The organism is Chryseobacterium sp. JUb7, from assembly GCF_024806495.1.
GTDB lineage: Bacteria > Bacteroidota > Bacteroidia > Flavobacteriales > Weeksellaceae > Chryseobacterium.
Genome location: NZ_JANUFF010000002.1, coordinates 147,972 through 163,416, shown reverse-complemented (window position 1 = coordinate 163,416; position 15,445 = coordinate 147,972). Strand labels below are relative to the sequence as shown.

The following is a 15,445-nucleotide window of genomic DNA, read 5'->3' as shown; positions in this document are numbered from 1 at the left end:
AAGTGATTCGTTTTGAATCACTTTAATTTTTTAAATCTAACCTTTCGGTTAAAAGCTTACCAATCTCTTTTTCTCAGGATCCAGTACGATCCGAAAATAAAAATCCCACACCAGACCAGACAGGCGATAAGACTTTCTGTAGGGTAGTGGAACTCGTATTTTAAGCCCATCATTTTAGCCATATTCAACCTCATCATTGGATTGGGAATAAGGCTCGACATACTTTCTAATGGTAAAAGATGAGACACAAAAAAATCATTTTGCAGTATTTCATTTCGCTGAGGTCCCTGCATTCCTTTTACTTTTAGAAAAACCTCAACCGTGGATAGAATGCTTTCGACAATCCAGAAAATGAAAAATGCCAGAAATACAAAAACCGATTTTCTCAACAAAATAGAAAGAAACATCAGGAAGCAAAAGAAGGTAAACAGTTTCACAAAGTAATTTCCAATAAAGAAAATTTCCTCAAATACCCTGTCAGATGATGTTACAGTAGAATATTGATATCCCAGAAACAAGGTAATTGCAAATACAATAAGAGTTGAAATAATCGTAAAAATACTGATCGTCAGTAATTTTGAACCGATAAATTCTTTTCTGCTTAACCCGTCAATCGTATTTTGCTTAAACATTCGGTCACTGAATTCCTGTGAAATTGAGAAAACAATGATTAATCCTAAGAAAATTTTCAGTAAACCGACAATCCAGGTGGTGAAATTCCATATTTCAGGAAAGTTGTAAATGCCTTGTTCTTTTAGATTGATGGTTCCTCCAAAAAGGTCAAAATCAATTAATCCTATAAAAAGTAAAGCAATAAGAATCACAAAATAAAGGATAGTGAAAACCTTGAATGGTTTATAATTCAGGTTTTTATAATATTCTAATTTTAATAATTTAGTCATGGTTAATTTGTGTTTTTTACAAGTTCAAGGAATTGGGTTTCAAGAGACAGTTTTTTCTTGGTCAAATGAGACAGGAAAACACCTTTTTCTGCCAGTTTTTGATTTAATGCCGATGCTGAGATCGATGCATCATCACGGATCTGGGCTTTAATAAGGTCACCATCCTGATTGATGATTGTAAACCACTGGAGTTCATTCAAAGCGCTTAAAAGCAAGGTGTTGTTATCTGCTTTTAATTCAAAATATCCGTTGTTGGCGGTCATCTCATCCACTCTTCCCGAATAGATTGAATTTCCTTCTTTTAACACAATCACATGGCTGCAGATTTTTTCAATCTCATCCAGAAGATGGCTTGCAATAATAATGGTAATGCCCTGTTTGGCGATATTGTTAATGATGTCCCGGATCTGGATAATCCCTTCAGGGTCCAGACCGTTGGTAGGTTCGTCCAAAATTAAAACTTCAGGATTATTCAGCATGGCTGAAGCGATAGCAAGACGTTGTTTCATCCCTAAAGAAAAGGTTTTGAAGGTATCTTTTCTTCTTTCGTACAGATTGACGATTTTTAAAACCTCCTCAATCCTTGAGTATGGGGTTCCTTTGATCTCTGCAACAATTTTAAGATTGGTTTCAGCGCTCAGATAAGGATAAAAATTGGGTTGCTCAATAATGGCTCCTATTCTTTTTAAAGTATCAGGGTCTGTTCCTTTTTTTCCAAACCAGTACCAGTCTCCACTGGTAGGGTTAATGGTTGAAAGTAACATTCCGAAAGTAGTGGATTTTCCACTTCCGTTGGGTCCCAGAAGTCCATAAACATTTCCTTTTTCTACATCAAAAGAAATATTGTTTACAACCACTCTTTTGAATTTTTTTGTCAGATTCTTTACTGATAAAATTTTTTCCATGTAATTTGTTTTACATAGTAGTAGTCTATATAGATTAGAAAATGTTACAGAATTATCATAAATCAATTCAAATTAATCTTAAATATATTAAATTTGATAGAATTAATCGATAGTTATGAAGTTAATCGAATTGGCAAAAGAGCTTAACGTTTCAGCAGAAGCTATAAAACAATTTATTCAGGATTTTGATCTTGAATTGGGTGTTTGCATCAGTACAAATTTCGAAGTGAAGGATGATTTTGAAAAATTCGCACGTGAAAATCTCGATTTTTTGAGGCTCTACGAAAAAGATCTTGATAAAAATAAAACATTGGAACAAATTGCAGAAACCATTAATAAGCCTAAAGATAAAATCGAAAAAGCAATCAAAGAAACGGATCCTAATATTTTTGATAACGGTTTTTTTAAATCTTCCATTTCAAGCTATGGAATTGATCAAAAATTAGGCGGAAATTACCAGTTTGTTTACAATTATTTCGGTCACAAAACAAGTCTTCAGCACAGAGATTTTATCGGGTACAGGGATTTGTTTTTCTATATTTCAAGTGTTCTGGAACCATTTTTAAATCCTCAGCAGATTAAAGACTGGGGAATTAATAAACCTGCCGGAATTGTTCTGTACGGTCCCCCCGGAAGCGGAAAAATTTTCTGGGCCAATAAAATTGCGGAAATTATAGGCTACCAGTTTAAAGAAGTGAAGAAACATTATCTAGGAACTTCCTTTGTAGATGGTAATAAAACCAATTTCAACGATTTTCTGCTGACCATGATGAAAGAAGATAAAGTTTTACTTTTCCTGGATGATTTTGATGAAATCATGATGGAGAGAAAGGCTGAAACAGATGTTGCTTCCTGTAATCTGGAAACCCAGGAAATTATTCTCCATTACATCGGAAAATTTGAAAAAGAAGATCTCCTGATGGTAGGATCAGCCAATAGCGTTTCTGAAATTGATGAGGAGATTCTGGCACCGGGAAGATTTGACGTGATGATTCCTGTGTTCCCACCCAATGCAGCTGAAAGGTCTGAAATTATCCTGTATGCGATGACAAAAGATTTAGAGAAAGATTCTTTGCTCTATAAAATCCTTAAAAACAATAAAGCGGATAAAATTCCTTTCTGGCATAATATTGCTTCCCAGATGAAGGTGTTCAGCAATACAATGCTGATTGATTTTACCCAAAGTCTGAAGAAAAGAATCAAAAACCTGTATCAGAAGACGAAAAATGAAAATCTGAAGATCGATCAGAATATTTTGGAGAGAGCGCTACGAGATGCAGCCGGAAAACTTACCGAAGAATATCTGGACCAGATTGCGAGATTTCTGGGTGATGCCATCATTAATAATTTTGATGATTTTCAATTCAGAATTCAGGCTTTAAAAAAAGAATTAGACAGTTACAGAATCATAGAGCAACCGCCAAGAGAAATCGGTTTCCAGCATAATGGAGGAGACGAAGAGGGAAGTCAGGGATAAAAATTATGAGTTATAAATTGTGAGCCATAGCGATCGTTTCAATGACAAACTTTGCATATAACTTATAATTCATAACTCTAAACTCAGAACATTATGAACAGCATTTGGGAGCTTGAAACATTTTACAGAAAACGGGAGGTCATTATTATTGGTGCTGGTTTTACAGGATTATGGACTGCCATTTCTATTAAAGAGAAATATCCTGAAAAATCGATATTGATTATTGAAAGAAATTCCGTTCCGTTAGGTGCTTCAATGAGAAATGCCGGATTTGCATGTTTTGGAAGTTTAACAGAGGTCATTGCTGATGCTGAGAAGATGGGTTGGGATAAAACTTTGCAGCTTGTGAAAATGAGATTTGAGGGCTTAAAGAAAATCCAGTCTTATTTTAAAAATCCTGAAATTGATTTTGAACTGAACGGCGGCTATGAAATTCTCAATAATGAAGGTCCTTTACAAAAACTTGATGAGGTCAATCAAAAATTAAAAATCATTACCGGAGTTGAAAAAACGTATTTTTTGCATCAACAAAAAATCACAGAATTTGGGCTCGGAAAATCTGAATTTTTAATTGAAAATCCTTTGGAAGGAAGCCTTCATTCCGGGAAGTTACTACAACAGCTACTTAAAAAATGTTATGAGCTAAAAATAGAATTTCTTTTCGGAACTGAAGTAGAAAGCGTTGCTGAAGGTCCAAATGAAATTGAAGTTCAGCTTGCCAGAGATACTTCCATCTGTTGCCAACAAATTATTCACTGTACTAATGCTTTTGCACCAAAATTTTTAGAAAAAGAAGAAATAATTCCTGCCCGGGGACAGATTATTTTAACTGAACCAATAGAAAACTTAAAACTGAAAGGAACTTTCCATTATGATGAAGGATTTTATTATTTTCGGAATCTGGGAAACCGGATTTTGCTGGGTGGCGGAAGAAATCAGGATTTTAAAACAGAGGAAACCACAGCTTTTGAAACAACCGTATTTTTGCAAAATCATTTGGAGAACTTTTTGAAAGAGGTTATTTTGCCCAATCAGAATATTGAAATTTATCTGAGATGGTCAGGGATTATGGCGATGGGTTCAGAAAAAACTCCTATTGTAAAACAAATTTCCGACAGGCAGTTTTGTGCGGTCCGACTTTCGGGAATGGGGGTTGCACTGGCTCCCAAAATCGGAGAGATGGTTGCGGAAATGATCTAATGTAACAACAGCCTTGGATAGACATTTATGATGTGGAGAAATTTGAAGCTCGAAGCTGGAAGTTATTGAGACAAAAATCAAGCAATAAGAAAATTTTAAGTCCATAACAATCCTGTCAAAAAGACTAACAGTAAATTCTATCTTCCCTTTTCCATATTAGTTTCTTAACCCGAACTCAGGTCAACTTAATAACTTGTCCAATTCATTAAAATCCGCAACGACAATATCTAGCGTCATAAAACAAATATCCTTATTTTTGCAAAAATAAACATTCGTGATCAACAACGACCAGATAAAAGAAGTTCAATCCAGAATTGACGATCTCCATAAATATCTTCAGATTGATAAAAAGAAGATAGAAATAGCCAATGATGATGAAAAAACTGCTGCTCCTGAGTTTTGGGATAATCCTAAAACGGCAGAAGTATTTTTAAAGCAGCTGCGTTCCAAGAAAAAATGGGTGGAAGATTATGACGAAATCAATACTCAGTTTGAAGATCTGCAGGTATTGGCAGATTTTGCGAAAGAAGATCCTGATTCTGAAAAAGAACTGGATGAAACCTTTCCGCTATTACTTGAAAAAATCGAAAATCTTGAGTTCAAAAACATGCTGTCCAACGAAGGAGATGAGCTTTCTGCAGTTCTCCAGATTACAGCCGGAGCCGGAGGTACAGAAAGTTGTGACTGGGCTGCCATGCTGATGAGGATGTATACGATGTGGTCTGAGAAACAGGGGTATAAAATCCGTGAGCTCAACTTTCAGGAAGGTGATGTGGCAGGGGTGAAAACTGTTACTCTGGAAATCGACGGTGAATTTGCTTTTGGTTATTTAAGAGGGGAAAACGGGGTTCACCGACTAGTAAGAATCTCACCTTTTGATTCTAACGCAAAACGCCATACGAGTTTCGTTTCTGTGTATGTGTATCCTTTAGTGGATGATACGATTGAAATTAACATCAATCCTGCTGATATTTCATTTGAAACGATGAGGTCTTCCGGAGCCGGAGGTCAGAACGTAAACAAAGTTGAAACGGCTGTTCGTCTTCGTCACGCACCAACAGGAATTATTATTGAAAACTCAGAATCGCGTTCGCAGCTTCAGAATAAAGAAAAAGCGATGCAGTTGCTTCGTTCCAGACTATACGAAATGGAGCTGGAAGAACGTATGAAAGCCCGTAACGAGATCGAAGCCAATAAGATGAAGATCGAGTGGGGAAGTCAGATCAGAAATTACGTAATGCATCCTTATAAATTGGTGAAAGATGTACGTTCGGGGCATGAAACTTCAGATGTAGATGCTGTGATGAACGGAAACCTTACTCCATTCCTTAAAGCATTTCTGATGGCTGATGGAACGGCTGTTTCCGACGATGACTTCGACCTATAAAAATCATGTGAAGATTTAGTTAAAAACTTATAATTAATTTTCTTTTGAATTTTATTAAGCTTATTTTTGTTACTTATCAATACGTATGGAAGATTTCACAAGTTGGAAGGATTTATTAAACCCAGAATTTTACATTAAATTAGGAGGATTTTGGTTGATTTTGTTTATTATTTTTGCTGAAACCGGTCTTTTTGTAGGCTTTTTTTTACCAGGAGATTCTCTCTTGTTCGTTTCGGGAATTTATGCCGTAGATATTATCAAAGAGACTTTTGGCTCAACAGGGAGCGATCTTTTAGACACCACGATTTTAGCATCTGCTGTCGCACTTGCTGCTATTATAGGTAATGAAATAGGATATTATTTCGGAGTGAAAACCGGACCTGCTCTTTACAAAAAACAGGATACCATGCTTTTCAAGAAAAAGTATTTGTATCAGGCGCATGATTTTTTTGAAAAACACGGTGCCTTAGCTGTAATTATGGCAAGATTTTTACCGGTGGTAAGAACTTTCACCCCTATCGTTGCAGGGATTGTAAAGATGGATAAGAAAGAATTTTTAAGAGATAATGTTATCGGCGCTGTTTTATGGTCTTTTTTATTGATTTTTGCGGGACATTATTTAGATAAATTATTTATGGACCAGTTTGGCATTGATCTTAAAAAGAAACTGGAACTTATTATTATCGTCATCGTACTTGTTACAACACTGCCTATCGTTATTAAATTTTTATTTGGTAAAAAAGAAGATTTTTCCAAATATGAAAATCATTTCGAAAATAAAGAAGAAGATAAGTAAGCTTACTATTTACAATATTTTTAACCTGCTTTTTTAAGCAGGTTATTTTTTTATCCATTCCAGGATATTCGGATATATAATGCTGTCTCTTTTCTTTTTACTGAAAAAGCGGGGTGCATGCCCCGTGTTTTTCATAAAAATTAATTTGTGGGGAATATTTCTTGCTTCCAGTGCTGAGTCCAAAGCCAATCCCTGATGCTGATTCACCAGAAAATCCTGATTTCCCTGAAATAATAATGTCGGAACATTCGAAATATTGGCAATGGGACTTGCTTTTTGGAAGTCGTCGGATAATTGTTTTCTGTCAAATTTGGTTCCCACTACTTTTTGAATAGTAGGAGAGGTATATTTTGAATAAAAAGAATCCAGATACTCTTTAGAATAAAAATCGGTGGGTCCGCTTAGCGAGATGATTTTTTTTATTTGATCAGGATGCTGGTAGCCGTACAATAACGCTAAATGTCCTCCGGCACTTTCTCCAAGAAGAATATAATTATCAGCCTGCAATTCGGCTTTCTTGGCCAGAGAATTGAATTTATCAATAACCGCGGCAATATCATCCAGCTGTTCTTTGTAGGTTATTTTTTTAGATTTTGATACAAGCCTATAGTTCATATTAATGCTCGGAATATTATTCTTAAAAAGCATTTTCTGAATTTGTATCATATGCTCTTTTCTTCCATACTTCCACGCACCACCATGTACGATCAAAACAACAGGAGAATTTTCTGCATACTCGGAAGGTAGAAAAACATCCATCTTCTGTCTTTTGTGCTCTCCGTAGTTGAGGTTATAGATTTTTTGATCATTGTTTGTACCTACCCAAACTCTGAATCTTGTATTACATGAATTGAGTATAAAACTGATACTTCCCAAAACGAAAAAATGATATCTGAGAATTAATTTTTTCATACGCTAAATTAGTAAATATTAAAAAAACAAAAACAAGAAATGGTTTGCTTTCAGAATGTAAATGAAAATTTTAACTCCTATTCATTGAATAATAGTTTGTTATCACAGATTAATGATTTATTTTTTTTAATCAAAAGTAAATAACAGTATACCATTAAAGTAACTGTTTTTAATAATTTATTAGTTAAAGTTTTGATATTTATCTATTTATGTGAAGTAGTATATCAATGGTATACCCGTTTATTTGCACGACGCTTTAATTTTATTTCTCTTTGTGCCGAGAAATTTTAGTCTTTCCCTCAATAGATTTTAATTTCTTTTTCAAAGATTTCATTTGAAGCCAGACAGAAGATCATTCAACTTAAAAAATATTAATTAACAAACACAAAAATGAAAAAATTATCTCTTATTATTGGTGTGCTGAGTTCATCAATTGCCATTGCCCAAGTGGGTATAAGTACTTCCAATCCTCAAAGTACACTTGATATTACTGCTAAAAATGCGACGGGTAGTACAACTTCCGTTGATGGACTTTTAGTCCCGAGAGTGGACAGGCAAAGGGCTCAGAGTATGAAAAGTATTCAGACTTCTACTTTAATCTACATTAATAATATTTCTACGGGTACACAGACAGGAACAGCGATTTATGTGGATGCAGTAGGATATTATTTCTATGATGGTGCAGCCTGGGTAAAGTTACATAGTCCGGATAATGTAGCTCCAATCGGTAATTCTTTAAACATATATAATTCAAACGGTACCCTTACAGGTAACAGAACTGTAAGCCAGGCTGACAAAACATTAGCTTTTACCAGTACTGCGACAACAGGAACTAACCATTTTTCTATAGATGATAATACTTTGTCGGTAAATACAGTAAATAACAGAATAGGATTCGGTACAACGAATCCAAACGGAATTGTTGATATTTCAGTAGATAACAAAGGAGAAAATACGGAAAATGATTTCTACTTCGGAGGATATGGAACTTCTAAAAATCCAGCTATGATATTTAGATCTGCAAGCGGAACAGAGGCTGCTCCCGGCAATTTGAATATGGATGATGATATTGGTTCAATCTATTTTGCTCCAAGAGCAAACGGTAATTTCAATACTACTTTCGGATCTGGTATTATATCTAAGTATCGTGGGAATGGTATAACAGTACTTACAGATTTATCATTGAGAACGTCAAATCAGGAAAGATTAAGAATTGATGAAAATGGAAATGTAGGAGTAGGAACCAGTTCACCACAAACAAAGCTGCATGTTATTTCTGCAAATACCCCTAATTCTTACAGATATAATTTGATAGATGCACCTTCAACAAATGGCAATGGTGTTATTCTGGCATTGAGGAATACCTCTCCATTAGCTACCGGAAATATGTCTCTTTTAGGCTTTACCAATAGCGGGACAACATCCGGAGGTGCCAACTGGGCTATTGGTTCAATCCGTACCGGTACTTCAACAACGAATGGTAATCTGGAAGACTTTTATTTTGGGAACTCTACAGGAGGAACTTTAGTTGAGCGTTTTAGAATCAAAGGAGATACAGGAAATATGGGAGTAGGAACCTCTACACCACAAAGAAGATTACATGTAAATGGCGGACTTCAGATAACGAACGAATTAAATGTTGGAGGCAATGCAACGACGGCTGGAAATGCAGGAAATGCAGGACAGATTCTTACTTCCAGCGGTGCCGGAGCAGCTCCTGTCTGGAAAGATGCTGCTGCTGCTCAGTCCGAAGTAAATATAGCAGATGTAAAATTCCATTATATTAACGTTAATAGTAGAGACAATGGAACTTATACATTAGACGCAACTAATGGTCCAAATTATACAATTTGGGTTTCTCGCCCAAGATCAAGCGGTACTGATGTTAATTTACCAGCTCCGGAGACTCAACAACGAAGAACAATAAATATTATAGCCGCAGGAGATGGATCGGATAATTATCCTGTTAAGGTTAATCAGCCTCTTTATATAACAGATAGTCAGTCTATATCTCAAATCCCGGCGGGAAAAAGAGTTACCCTTTTGGCATCAAATACATTCGGTGCCAGATGGTATGTTATTATGAAAGATTTTTAAGATCTTATTGAGAAATAAGATATGTTTGTTTTTACACCCAAAAGCAGAGGTTTTCTAATGAATTCCTTTGCTTTGGATTATATAAATCTCACGAATATTTTTGATAATTATTCTAGAATTACTTTATTATTGCCATTGCCAATCCATCCGGTCTTCCGCCTATATCTAATTTGTTGATAACCTCCATGGTATTCAAATCGATTACAGCAACAAAATGATTTGGGGTACAGGACATAAAAAGTCTGTTTTTCCCACGATCCATAAACATGGCAGCTCCCTGCCCCGCATTGATTCTTTTTATTTCTTTTTCTGTGGAGACATCATAAAAAAGAAGCTCTCCGGTCTTTACACTCACAATGCATACAGATTTACCATCGGGAGTAAATTTTAAGCGATGAAGTCCTAAAACTTTAGTATCAATATCATTTTTGATTTTTCTTTTTTCCAGATCAATAACAATAATATGCCCGTCCGGTCTTGCTGTCCATAGTTCTTTTCCGTCTGCTGAGACATCAAACCCTTCAGCACCTGTTCCAACCGGAATTAAGGTCTGAACCCAATCCCATCTGGGCTTGGCATTCGGGGGTAAAATTCCTGTCGGAGGAACGGTAGGCTGCAGTAAAACATGATCAAAAATACTTACCGTCCCGGAATCTGTATTCGTCGTATAAAAATGTTCAGCATCAGGAGTTACATATAAAAGATGAGTCGTATTTTGCCCTGTTCCCATCGACCATTCGAGTTGATTTTCTTTTACATCATACCTTCCTACGGCTTTTGAACCCTGGGCTGTAAACCATAATTTATCCTTTAAATAAGCTAAACCGTGTGAACCATATAGAGGTCTGGTGTCTATATTTTTAAGAGGCTTTAAATTCCTGAGATCAATAACATTGATTTCATGAGCAGTACCGCCTGCGGTGTTGGCAACATAAGCAATAGAGCCGTCATCTGAAGTGGTGACTTCGTGCGGATCTTCTCCCACAGGAATTCTGGTGATTATTTTAAGAGAATTGTAATCCAGAACAACCATTTTATGATCTGCTTTGGATAAAGCTAAAATATATTGGGTCTGTCCAAAAATGAAATTCGAAATAAAAAAGGAAACGAGTAAAGCAAGAATTTTCATAATAATAAGTAAAAGTCTCTCTTTTGATGGAATAATGAAGGGTTTGTTAAAATCATTTTAAAATAAAAATAAGTTGTTTTAAAATGGAATATAATCATCTTAAAAATCGAATTAAATAGCTATTTTTGCTCAACTTAACAAATATTAAAAAAATATTAAAATTTATGGCATCTGGTTTTTTTGCAATTTTGGATGATATCGCTGCTTTAATGGATGATGTGGCGGTTACAAGTAAAATAGCAACTCAGAAAACAGCAGGGATTTTAGGAGATGACCTTGCAGTAAATGCTGAAAAAGCGACCGGTTTTCTTTCTTCAAGAGAATTACCGGTGTTGTGGGCGATTACAAAAGGATCTTTTATTAACAAATTGATCATTTTGCCTGTCGTTTTTCTGCTCAACTGGCTGTACGCTCCTGCCATTAATTATGTATTGATTCTGGGAGGGCTGTATTTAGCTTTTGAAGGAGTTGAAAAAATTATAGAGTTTCTTTTTCACCGTGATAAAGAAGGTCATGAGGTAGCGGAAGAGATTAAGGAAGATGAAAAAAGTTCTGAAGAGATAGAAAAAGCGAAAGTAAAATCAGCAATTACGACAGATTTTATTTTATCAATTGAGATTGTAATTATTGCTTTAGGGACTGTATTGGAAGAGAGCCATCCATTTATTACTCAGATTTTAGTGACGAGTTTGGTTGCATTTATTGCTACTGTCGGGGTTTATGGAATTGTGGCTTTAATCGTAAGAATGGATGATGCCGGATTTAAATTAATCAAAAAAAGTAATGATAAAGGGTTTTTCGGAAAACTTGGTCATTTATTGGTAAAAGCATTACCTATTGTTATTAAGGCATTGGGAGTAATCGGAACCATTGCTTTGATCATGGTAGCGGGAGGTATTTTTGCCCATAGAATAGAGTTTCTTCACCATTTTCTGGAGTCCTGGTCTTCAAATGAGATACTTACGATCTTAAAAGAAATGATCCTGGGACTTGGAGGCGGTTTGATTGCCGTAGCTATTTTCACAATGGGAAAAGGTGTTGTTTCTTTGGTTAAAAAGTAAATAGAAATTTGATAAATAATGAAAAATTGGCGGCTTCAAGAATTGAAGCCGCCAATTTTTTTATCTTAACCTTAAGTTTTAAATGGTACTAATCCTGTCCGTTCATTGTTTTGATAAAACCTTTTTCATCATATTCAAGTTTCCGGACTTTAAGGCTTCTCAGATGATTTTTGCCCCCGGAAGGTTTACTGTCGTGATAAAATAAATACCATTTATGATCAATCTCAACAATACTGTGATGGGTTGTCCAGCCTGTAACAGGAGTTAAAATTTCACCCTGATATGTAAATGGCCCGTAAGGATTGTAACCGATTGCATAAACAAGCTTGTGAGTATCGCCGGTAGAGTAGGAAAGATAATATTTCTTATTGTAGGTATGTATCCAAACCCCTTCGAAAAAACGACGGTCATGATCTCCGGCTTTCAATGGGTTTCCTTTTTCGTCTAAGATCTGAATATCCCTAGGCTTTTCAGCAAACTCAAGCATATTTTGACTTAATAAAGCAATTTTCGGAGACAATGCATTTTCCTGATCATTCGGTTCTTTAGCCTGAGCTAAAGGTTCATTATCTCTGTATTTTTCTAACTGACCGCCTTTCAGTCCTCCAAAATAAATATAGTATTTGCCGTTATCTTTAAAAACAGCAGGATCTATACTGTAACTTCCTTTAATGGGTTTTTTTTCTGCTGTAAAAGGACCCTCCGGTTTATTGGAAACGGCAACTCCAATTTTAAAATTACCTTCTTTATCTTTTGCCGGAAAATAAAGATAAAACTTACCGTTTTTCTCAGCAACATCGGGTGCCCAGAGTTGTTTTTCTGCCCATGGAATATCTTCTAACTTTAAAACTGTCCCGTGATCTTTTGTCTTTTTCTGACCTATATGATCGAGTGAAAGGACATGATAATCTTTCATATTGTAATGCCCACCATTAGTAGGATCTTTTACTTCGGTATCAATATCATGAGAAGGATAGAGGTAAATTTTATTATTAAAAACATGAGCAGAAGGATCGGCAAAATATAGATCATCAAATAAATATCTTGGTGCTTCCTGAGCATAAGAAATTTGTGAAAATAATAAGAACGTAAAAATTTTCTTCATGAGTAAAAGTTATGAACTGAATTATTGTATTGAAATGCCGTTGACATAAGCAAGTTTTATTTTGGCGGCGTCAACGAACTCCGAATGATTGAGATCAATCTCATTTTCTGTTTTTAATTTATCGTAAAGGCTTAGAATTTTCCCTTTGTATCCACAATTTCTGATAAAGTTATTAAAAAAGATTTCAGACGTATCCTGATCTGCAAAACATAATAAAAAATCGAGAGGACTTAAAGAATGTCCGGAATACCGGTTAAATTGTGTTCCGTTATGTTTAAGAAATTCAATGGCGTCTTCTTTAGAATTAAACAGATCGAAAACCGGCAGTGCATATTTCTGAATATTTTTAGTAATTTCATTCACGGAATTTTCAAAAGAAAGACCCGCCAGATTCCATCTTTTCCATGTCTGAAGGGGAGTAAGGTAGCCCAGATGGTTTCCGTAAATCAATCCGGAAGAGAATTCATTTTTGGTATGCTCTATTTGCCATTTCTTTAATCTTTTGGAATAAACAGCGATATTCGGAATTATCATAATATGAGACGAATGGTTGATAAAACTCGTTTCAAAAGTGATTTCAAAGAAGATATCTTTGTCTGCTGCTATTTTTTTGAGCCGTTGTCCTTTTCTGAAAATTTCAAAACCTTCGAGGTGATTGGCTACCGCGTTGCAGGCGTTTAAGAGTATGGTTTTTGAATCCATTAATTTCTGTAAATATTTTGGTGTTTAAGCAAATATAAAAGAAAATTTATGGATAAATAAAATGGGGGCTTGAAAAAGTAGCATTAATTAATATTTGCCACAGAATTTTTTAACATTATCATCAAAAGAGTAGACAACAGTTAGAAATAATGCATCATGTTCAGTGAAATTGGTTTGCTTTAAAAATTTTCTATGGGCTATTTCGTAAACATTATCATGAACTTCCATAAATTTAATCTGCATTTCTGGATCGGGATATGTTTCTTTCGCTATAGCAAAACACGAATCATCGATTTCGAACTCTCTTCTAATAAAATCGCAAAGACTTAAATTCTGCTTATCTAAACGATCTAAAAGAATGGTTAATTTTTTTCGATCATTTTCATGTTCTATTCTAGGAAGAATTTTTTCACGAAATGAATTATTTGATATATCTTTTACTTCAGTCTTAATTCCTTGATTCCATAAATTTTGCTTTTCTTTTTTACAGGAAATAAATAGAATTAATAGAGAAATAAATGAGAATATTGATTTCATAGTTTAATTTATTTTTCAAAATTAAACGACATAATTGAGCATAAAAAAAGGATTCCCGTAAGAATCCTTTATATATTTAGTTGAATAAATCTTTCACTTTATCGAAGAAAGTTTTTTCTTTTCCGGATGGTTCTGCAACCATTTCTCCGCTTGCCATTTGCTTTTCGAAGAAATCTTTTTGATCTTTCGTCAGCTTCTGCGGAGTCCAGACATTGATATGAATAAACATATCACCCTTTCCATAGCTGTCGATACTTGGAAGACCTTTTCCGGCCAGCCTTAATATCTTTCCGGATTGAGTTCCCGGATCAACCGTGATTTTCACTTTACCACCTACAGTTGGAACTTCTTTCTTAGTTCCCAAAGCTGCTTCAGCGAATGAAACATATAATTCCTGATGAAGATTATCGCCTTCTCTCTTAATTACTTTATCTACTTCTTCCTCTACAATAACCAGCAAATCTCCTGCTATTCCTCCAAAAGGAGCATCATTCCCTTTTCCTCTTACATTAAGCTGAATACCGTCTCTTGCTCCGGCAGGAATATTAATGGTAATTTCCTCCTCATCTTTTACCAGACCCTGAGCATTCGCTCCGGCAGGAATTTTATCTGCAACTTTTCCGATTCCCTGACAAGTTCCGCAGGTTGTCTGAGTCTGCATCTGCCCAAACATCGTGTTCATTACTTTCACCTGAACCCCTGAACCGTTACATGTAGGACAGGTTTTTGAAGTGGCTCCTTCTGCCATCTTCATTTTTTTTACTTTAATGGTTTTTTGAGTTCCGTTTACCATTTCCTCAAGGTTCAGCTTGATTCTGATTCTTAAATTAGAACCTTTTACCTGCTGACGGCCTCCGCCGCCACCTCCGAATCCTCCGAAACCGCCACCGAAAATATCTCCAAACTGGCTGAAAATATCTTCCATGTTCATTCCGCCTCCGAAACCTCCGCCACCAAAGCCTCCGTTTCCGCCAACTCCGGCATGACCGAACTGGTCGTATCTTGCACGTTTTTGTTCGTCACTCAATACTTCGTAGGCTTCTGCTGCTTCTTTAAATTTTTCTTCAGCTTCTTTATCACCCGGATTTTTATCTGGGTGAAACTTGATCGCCATTTTACGGTAAGCTTTCTTTATTTCGTCGGCTGAGGCAGATTTGCTGATCTCAAGAACCTCGTAATAATCTCTTTTTGACATGTCTTTATAATTGTTATTGATAAATGAAGTGGTTACCTTA

General features: G+C 35.5%; 14 protein-coding genes. 6 read left to right on the top strand and 8 right to left on the bottom strand.

All coding sequences use genetic code 11. The features are described from left to right. Positions 1-56 precede the first annotated feature (56 nt). A complete protein-coding gene (locus M2373_RS04275; protein WP_259107909.1) occupies positions 57-902 on the bottom strand; it encodes an ABC transporter permease in 846 nt (281 codons plus the stop codon). A 2-nt stretch (positions 903-904) separates the two neighbouring features. Beyond that, positions 905-1,807: an ABC transporter ATP-binding protein gene (locus tag M2373_RS04270; protein WP_259107907.1), complete on the bottom strand. Its 903-nt coding sequence runs from the start codon at positions 1,805-1,807 to the stop codon at positions 905-907. A gap of 115 nt (positions 1,808-1,922) precedes the next feature. On the opposite strand from M2373_RS04270, the gene M2373_RS04265 reads away from it, so the two are divergent. From M2373_RS04265 to M2373_RS04250, 4 genes are all read left to right on the top strand, one after another. Further along, positions 1,923-3,284 carry an ATP-binding protein gene (locus M2373_RS04265; protein ID WP_259107904.1) on the top strand — a complete coding sequence of 454 codons (1,362 nt, stop codon included), beginning with the start codon at positions 1,923-1,925 and terminating at the stop codon, positions 3,282-3,284. Positions 3,285-3,377: 93 nt separating this feature from the next. After that, entirely contained in the window at positions 3,378-4,484 is a 1,107-nt protein-coding gene (locus M2373_RS04260; protein ID WP_259107900.1) for an FAD-binding oxidoreductase, read from the top strand. Between the two features lie 274 nt (positions 4,485-4,758). Continuing rightward, a complete protein-coding gene (gene prfB, locus M2373_RS04255; protein ID WP_259107897.1) occupies positions 4,759-5,871 on the top strand; it encodes a peptide chain release factor 2 in 1,113 nt (370 codons plus the stop codon). 85 nt (positions 5,872-5,956) lie between these two features. Next, positions 5,957-6,667 (top strand): DedA family protein, encoded by a 711-nt coding sequence (locus tag M2373_RS04250; protein WP_259107894.1) that lies wholly within the window; start codon positions 5,957-5,959, stop codon positions 6,665-6,667. 42 nt (positions 6,668-6,709) lie between these two features. Here the strand turns inward: M2373_RS04250 and M2373_RS04245 are convergent, their stop codons facing one another. Continuing rightward, positions 6,710-7,579 carry an alpha/beta hydrolase gene (locus tag M2373_RS04245; protein WP_259107892.1) on the bottom strand — a complete coding sequence of 290 codons (870 nt, stop codon included), beginning with the start codon at positions 7,577-7,579 and terminating at the stop codon, positions 6,710-6,712. A 390-nt stretch (positions 7,580-7,969) separates the two neighbouring features. Between M2373_RS04245 and M2373_RS04240 the strand changes: the two genes are divergently transcribed. Continuing rightward, entirely contained in the window at positions 7,970-9,676 is a 1,707-nt protein-coding gene (locus M2373_RS04240) for a hypothetical protein (RefSeq protein WP_259107890.1), read from the top strand. A gap of 118 nt (positions 9,677-9,794) precedes the next feature. On the opposite strand, the gene M2373_RS04235 is transcribed toward M2373_RS04240, so the two are convergent. Next, a complete protein-coding gene (locus tag M2373_RS04235) occupies positions 9,795-10,805 on the bottom strand; it encodes a YncE family protein (RefSeq protein WP_259107888.1) in 1,011 nt (336 codons plus the stop codon). Between the two features lie 164 nt (positions 10,806-10,969). Between M2373_RS04235 and M2373_RS04230 the strand changes: the two genes are divergently transcribed. Further along, positions 10,970-11,866, top strand: a complete 897-nt coding sequence (locus tag M2373_RS04230; protein ID WP_259107885.1) for a DUF808 domain-containing protein — start codon at positions 10,970-10,972, stop codon at positions 11,864-11,866. Positions 11,867-11,954: 88 nt separating this feature from the next. Here the strand turns inward: M2373_RS04230 and M2373_RS04225 are convergent, their stop codons facing one another. The 4 genes from M2373_RS04225 to dnaJ form a co-directional block, all read right to left on the bottom strand. Continuing rightward, positions 11,955-12,971 carry a glycoside hydrolase family 43 protein gene (locus tag M2373_RS04225; RefSeq protein WP_259107883.1) on the bottom strand — a complete coding sequence of 339 codons (1,017 nt, stop codon included), beginning with the start codon at positions 12,969-12,971 and terminating at the stop codon, positions 11,955-11,957. A 21-nt stretch (positions 12,972-12,992) separates the two neighbouring features. Further along, positions 12,993-13,673, bottom strand: coding sequence for a hypothetical protein (locus tag M2373_RS04220; RefSeq protein ID WP_259107881.1), 681 nt, complete (start codon positions 13,671-13,673; stop codon positions 12,993-12,995). Between the two features lie 87 nt (positions 13,674-13,760). Then, a complete protein-coding gene (locus M2373_RS04215) occupies positions 13,761-14,210 on the bottom strand; it encodes a hypothetical protein (RefSeq protein WP_259107880.1) in 450 nt (149 codons plus the stop codon). Between the two features lie 76 nt (positions 14,211-14,286). Next, a complete protein-coding gene (gene dnaJ, locus M2373_RS04210) occupies positions 14,287-15,405 on the bottom strand; it encodes a molecular chaperone DnaJ (protein ID WP_259107877.1) in 1,119 nt (372 codons plus the stop codon). Positions 15,406-15,445 lie beyond the last annotated feature (40 nt).

What these genes read in the sequence shown, in the direction of transcription:
- M2373_RS04275 (WP_259107909.1), bottom strand. Translation starts at nt 902, where the DNA reads ATGACTAAATTATTAAAATTAGAATATTATAAAAACCTGAATTATAAA.
- M2373_RS04270 (WP_259107907.1), bottom strand. Translation starts at nt 1,807, where the DNA reads ATGGAAAAAATTTTATCAGTAAAGAATCTGACAAAAAAATTCAAAAGA.
- M2373_RS04265 (WP_259107904.1), top strand. Translation starts at nt 1,923, where the DNA reads ATGAAGTTAATCGAATTGGCAAAAGAGCTTAACGTTTCAGCAGAAGCT.
- M2373_RS04260 (WP_259107900.1), top strand. Translation starts at nt 3,378, where the DNA reads ATGAACAGCATTTGGGAGCTTGAAACATTTTACAGAAAACGGGAGGTC.
- M2373_RS04250 (WP_259107894.1), top strand. Translation starts at nt 5,957, where the DNA reads ATGGAAGATTTCACAAGTTGGAAGGATTTATTAAACCCAGAATTTTAC.
- M2373_RS04245 (WP_259107892.1), bottom strand. Translation starts at nt 7,579, where the DNA reads ATGAAAAAATTAATTCTCAGATATCATTTTTTCGTTTTGGGAAGTATC.
- M2373_RS04240 (WP_259107890.1), top strand. Translation starts at nt 7,970, where the DNA reads ATGAAAAAATTATCTCTTATTATTGGTGTGCTGAGTTCATCAATTGCC.
- M2373_RS04235 (WP_259107888.1), bottom strand. Translation starts at nt 10,805, where the DNA reads ATGAAAATTCTTGCTTTACTCGTTTCCTTTTTTATTTCGAATTTCATT.
- M2373_RS04230 (WP_259107885.1), top strand. Translation starts at nt 10,970, where the DNA reads ATGGCATCTGGTTTTTTTGCAATTTTGGATGATATCGCTGCTTTAATG.
- M2373_RS04225 (WP_259107883.1), bottom strand. Translation starts at nt 12,971, where the DNA reads ATGAAGAAAATTTTTACGTTCTTATTATTTTCACAAATTTCTTATGCT.
- M2373_RS04220 (WP_259107881.1), bottom strand. Translation starts at nt 13,673, where the DNA reads ATGGATTCAAAAACCATACTCTTAAACGCCTGCAACGCGGTAGCCAAT.
- M2373_RS04215 (WP_259107880.1), bottom strand. Translation starts at nt 14,210, where the DNA reads ATGAAATCAATATTCTCATTTATTTCTCTATTAATTCTATTTATTTCC.
- dnaJ (WP_259107877.1), bottom strand. Translation starts at nt 15,405, where the DNA reads ATGTCAAAAAGAGATTATTACGAGGTTCTTGAGATCAGCAAATCTGCC.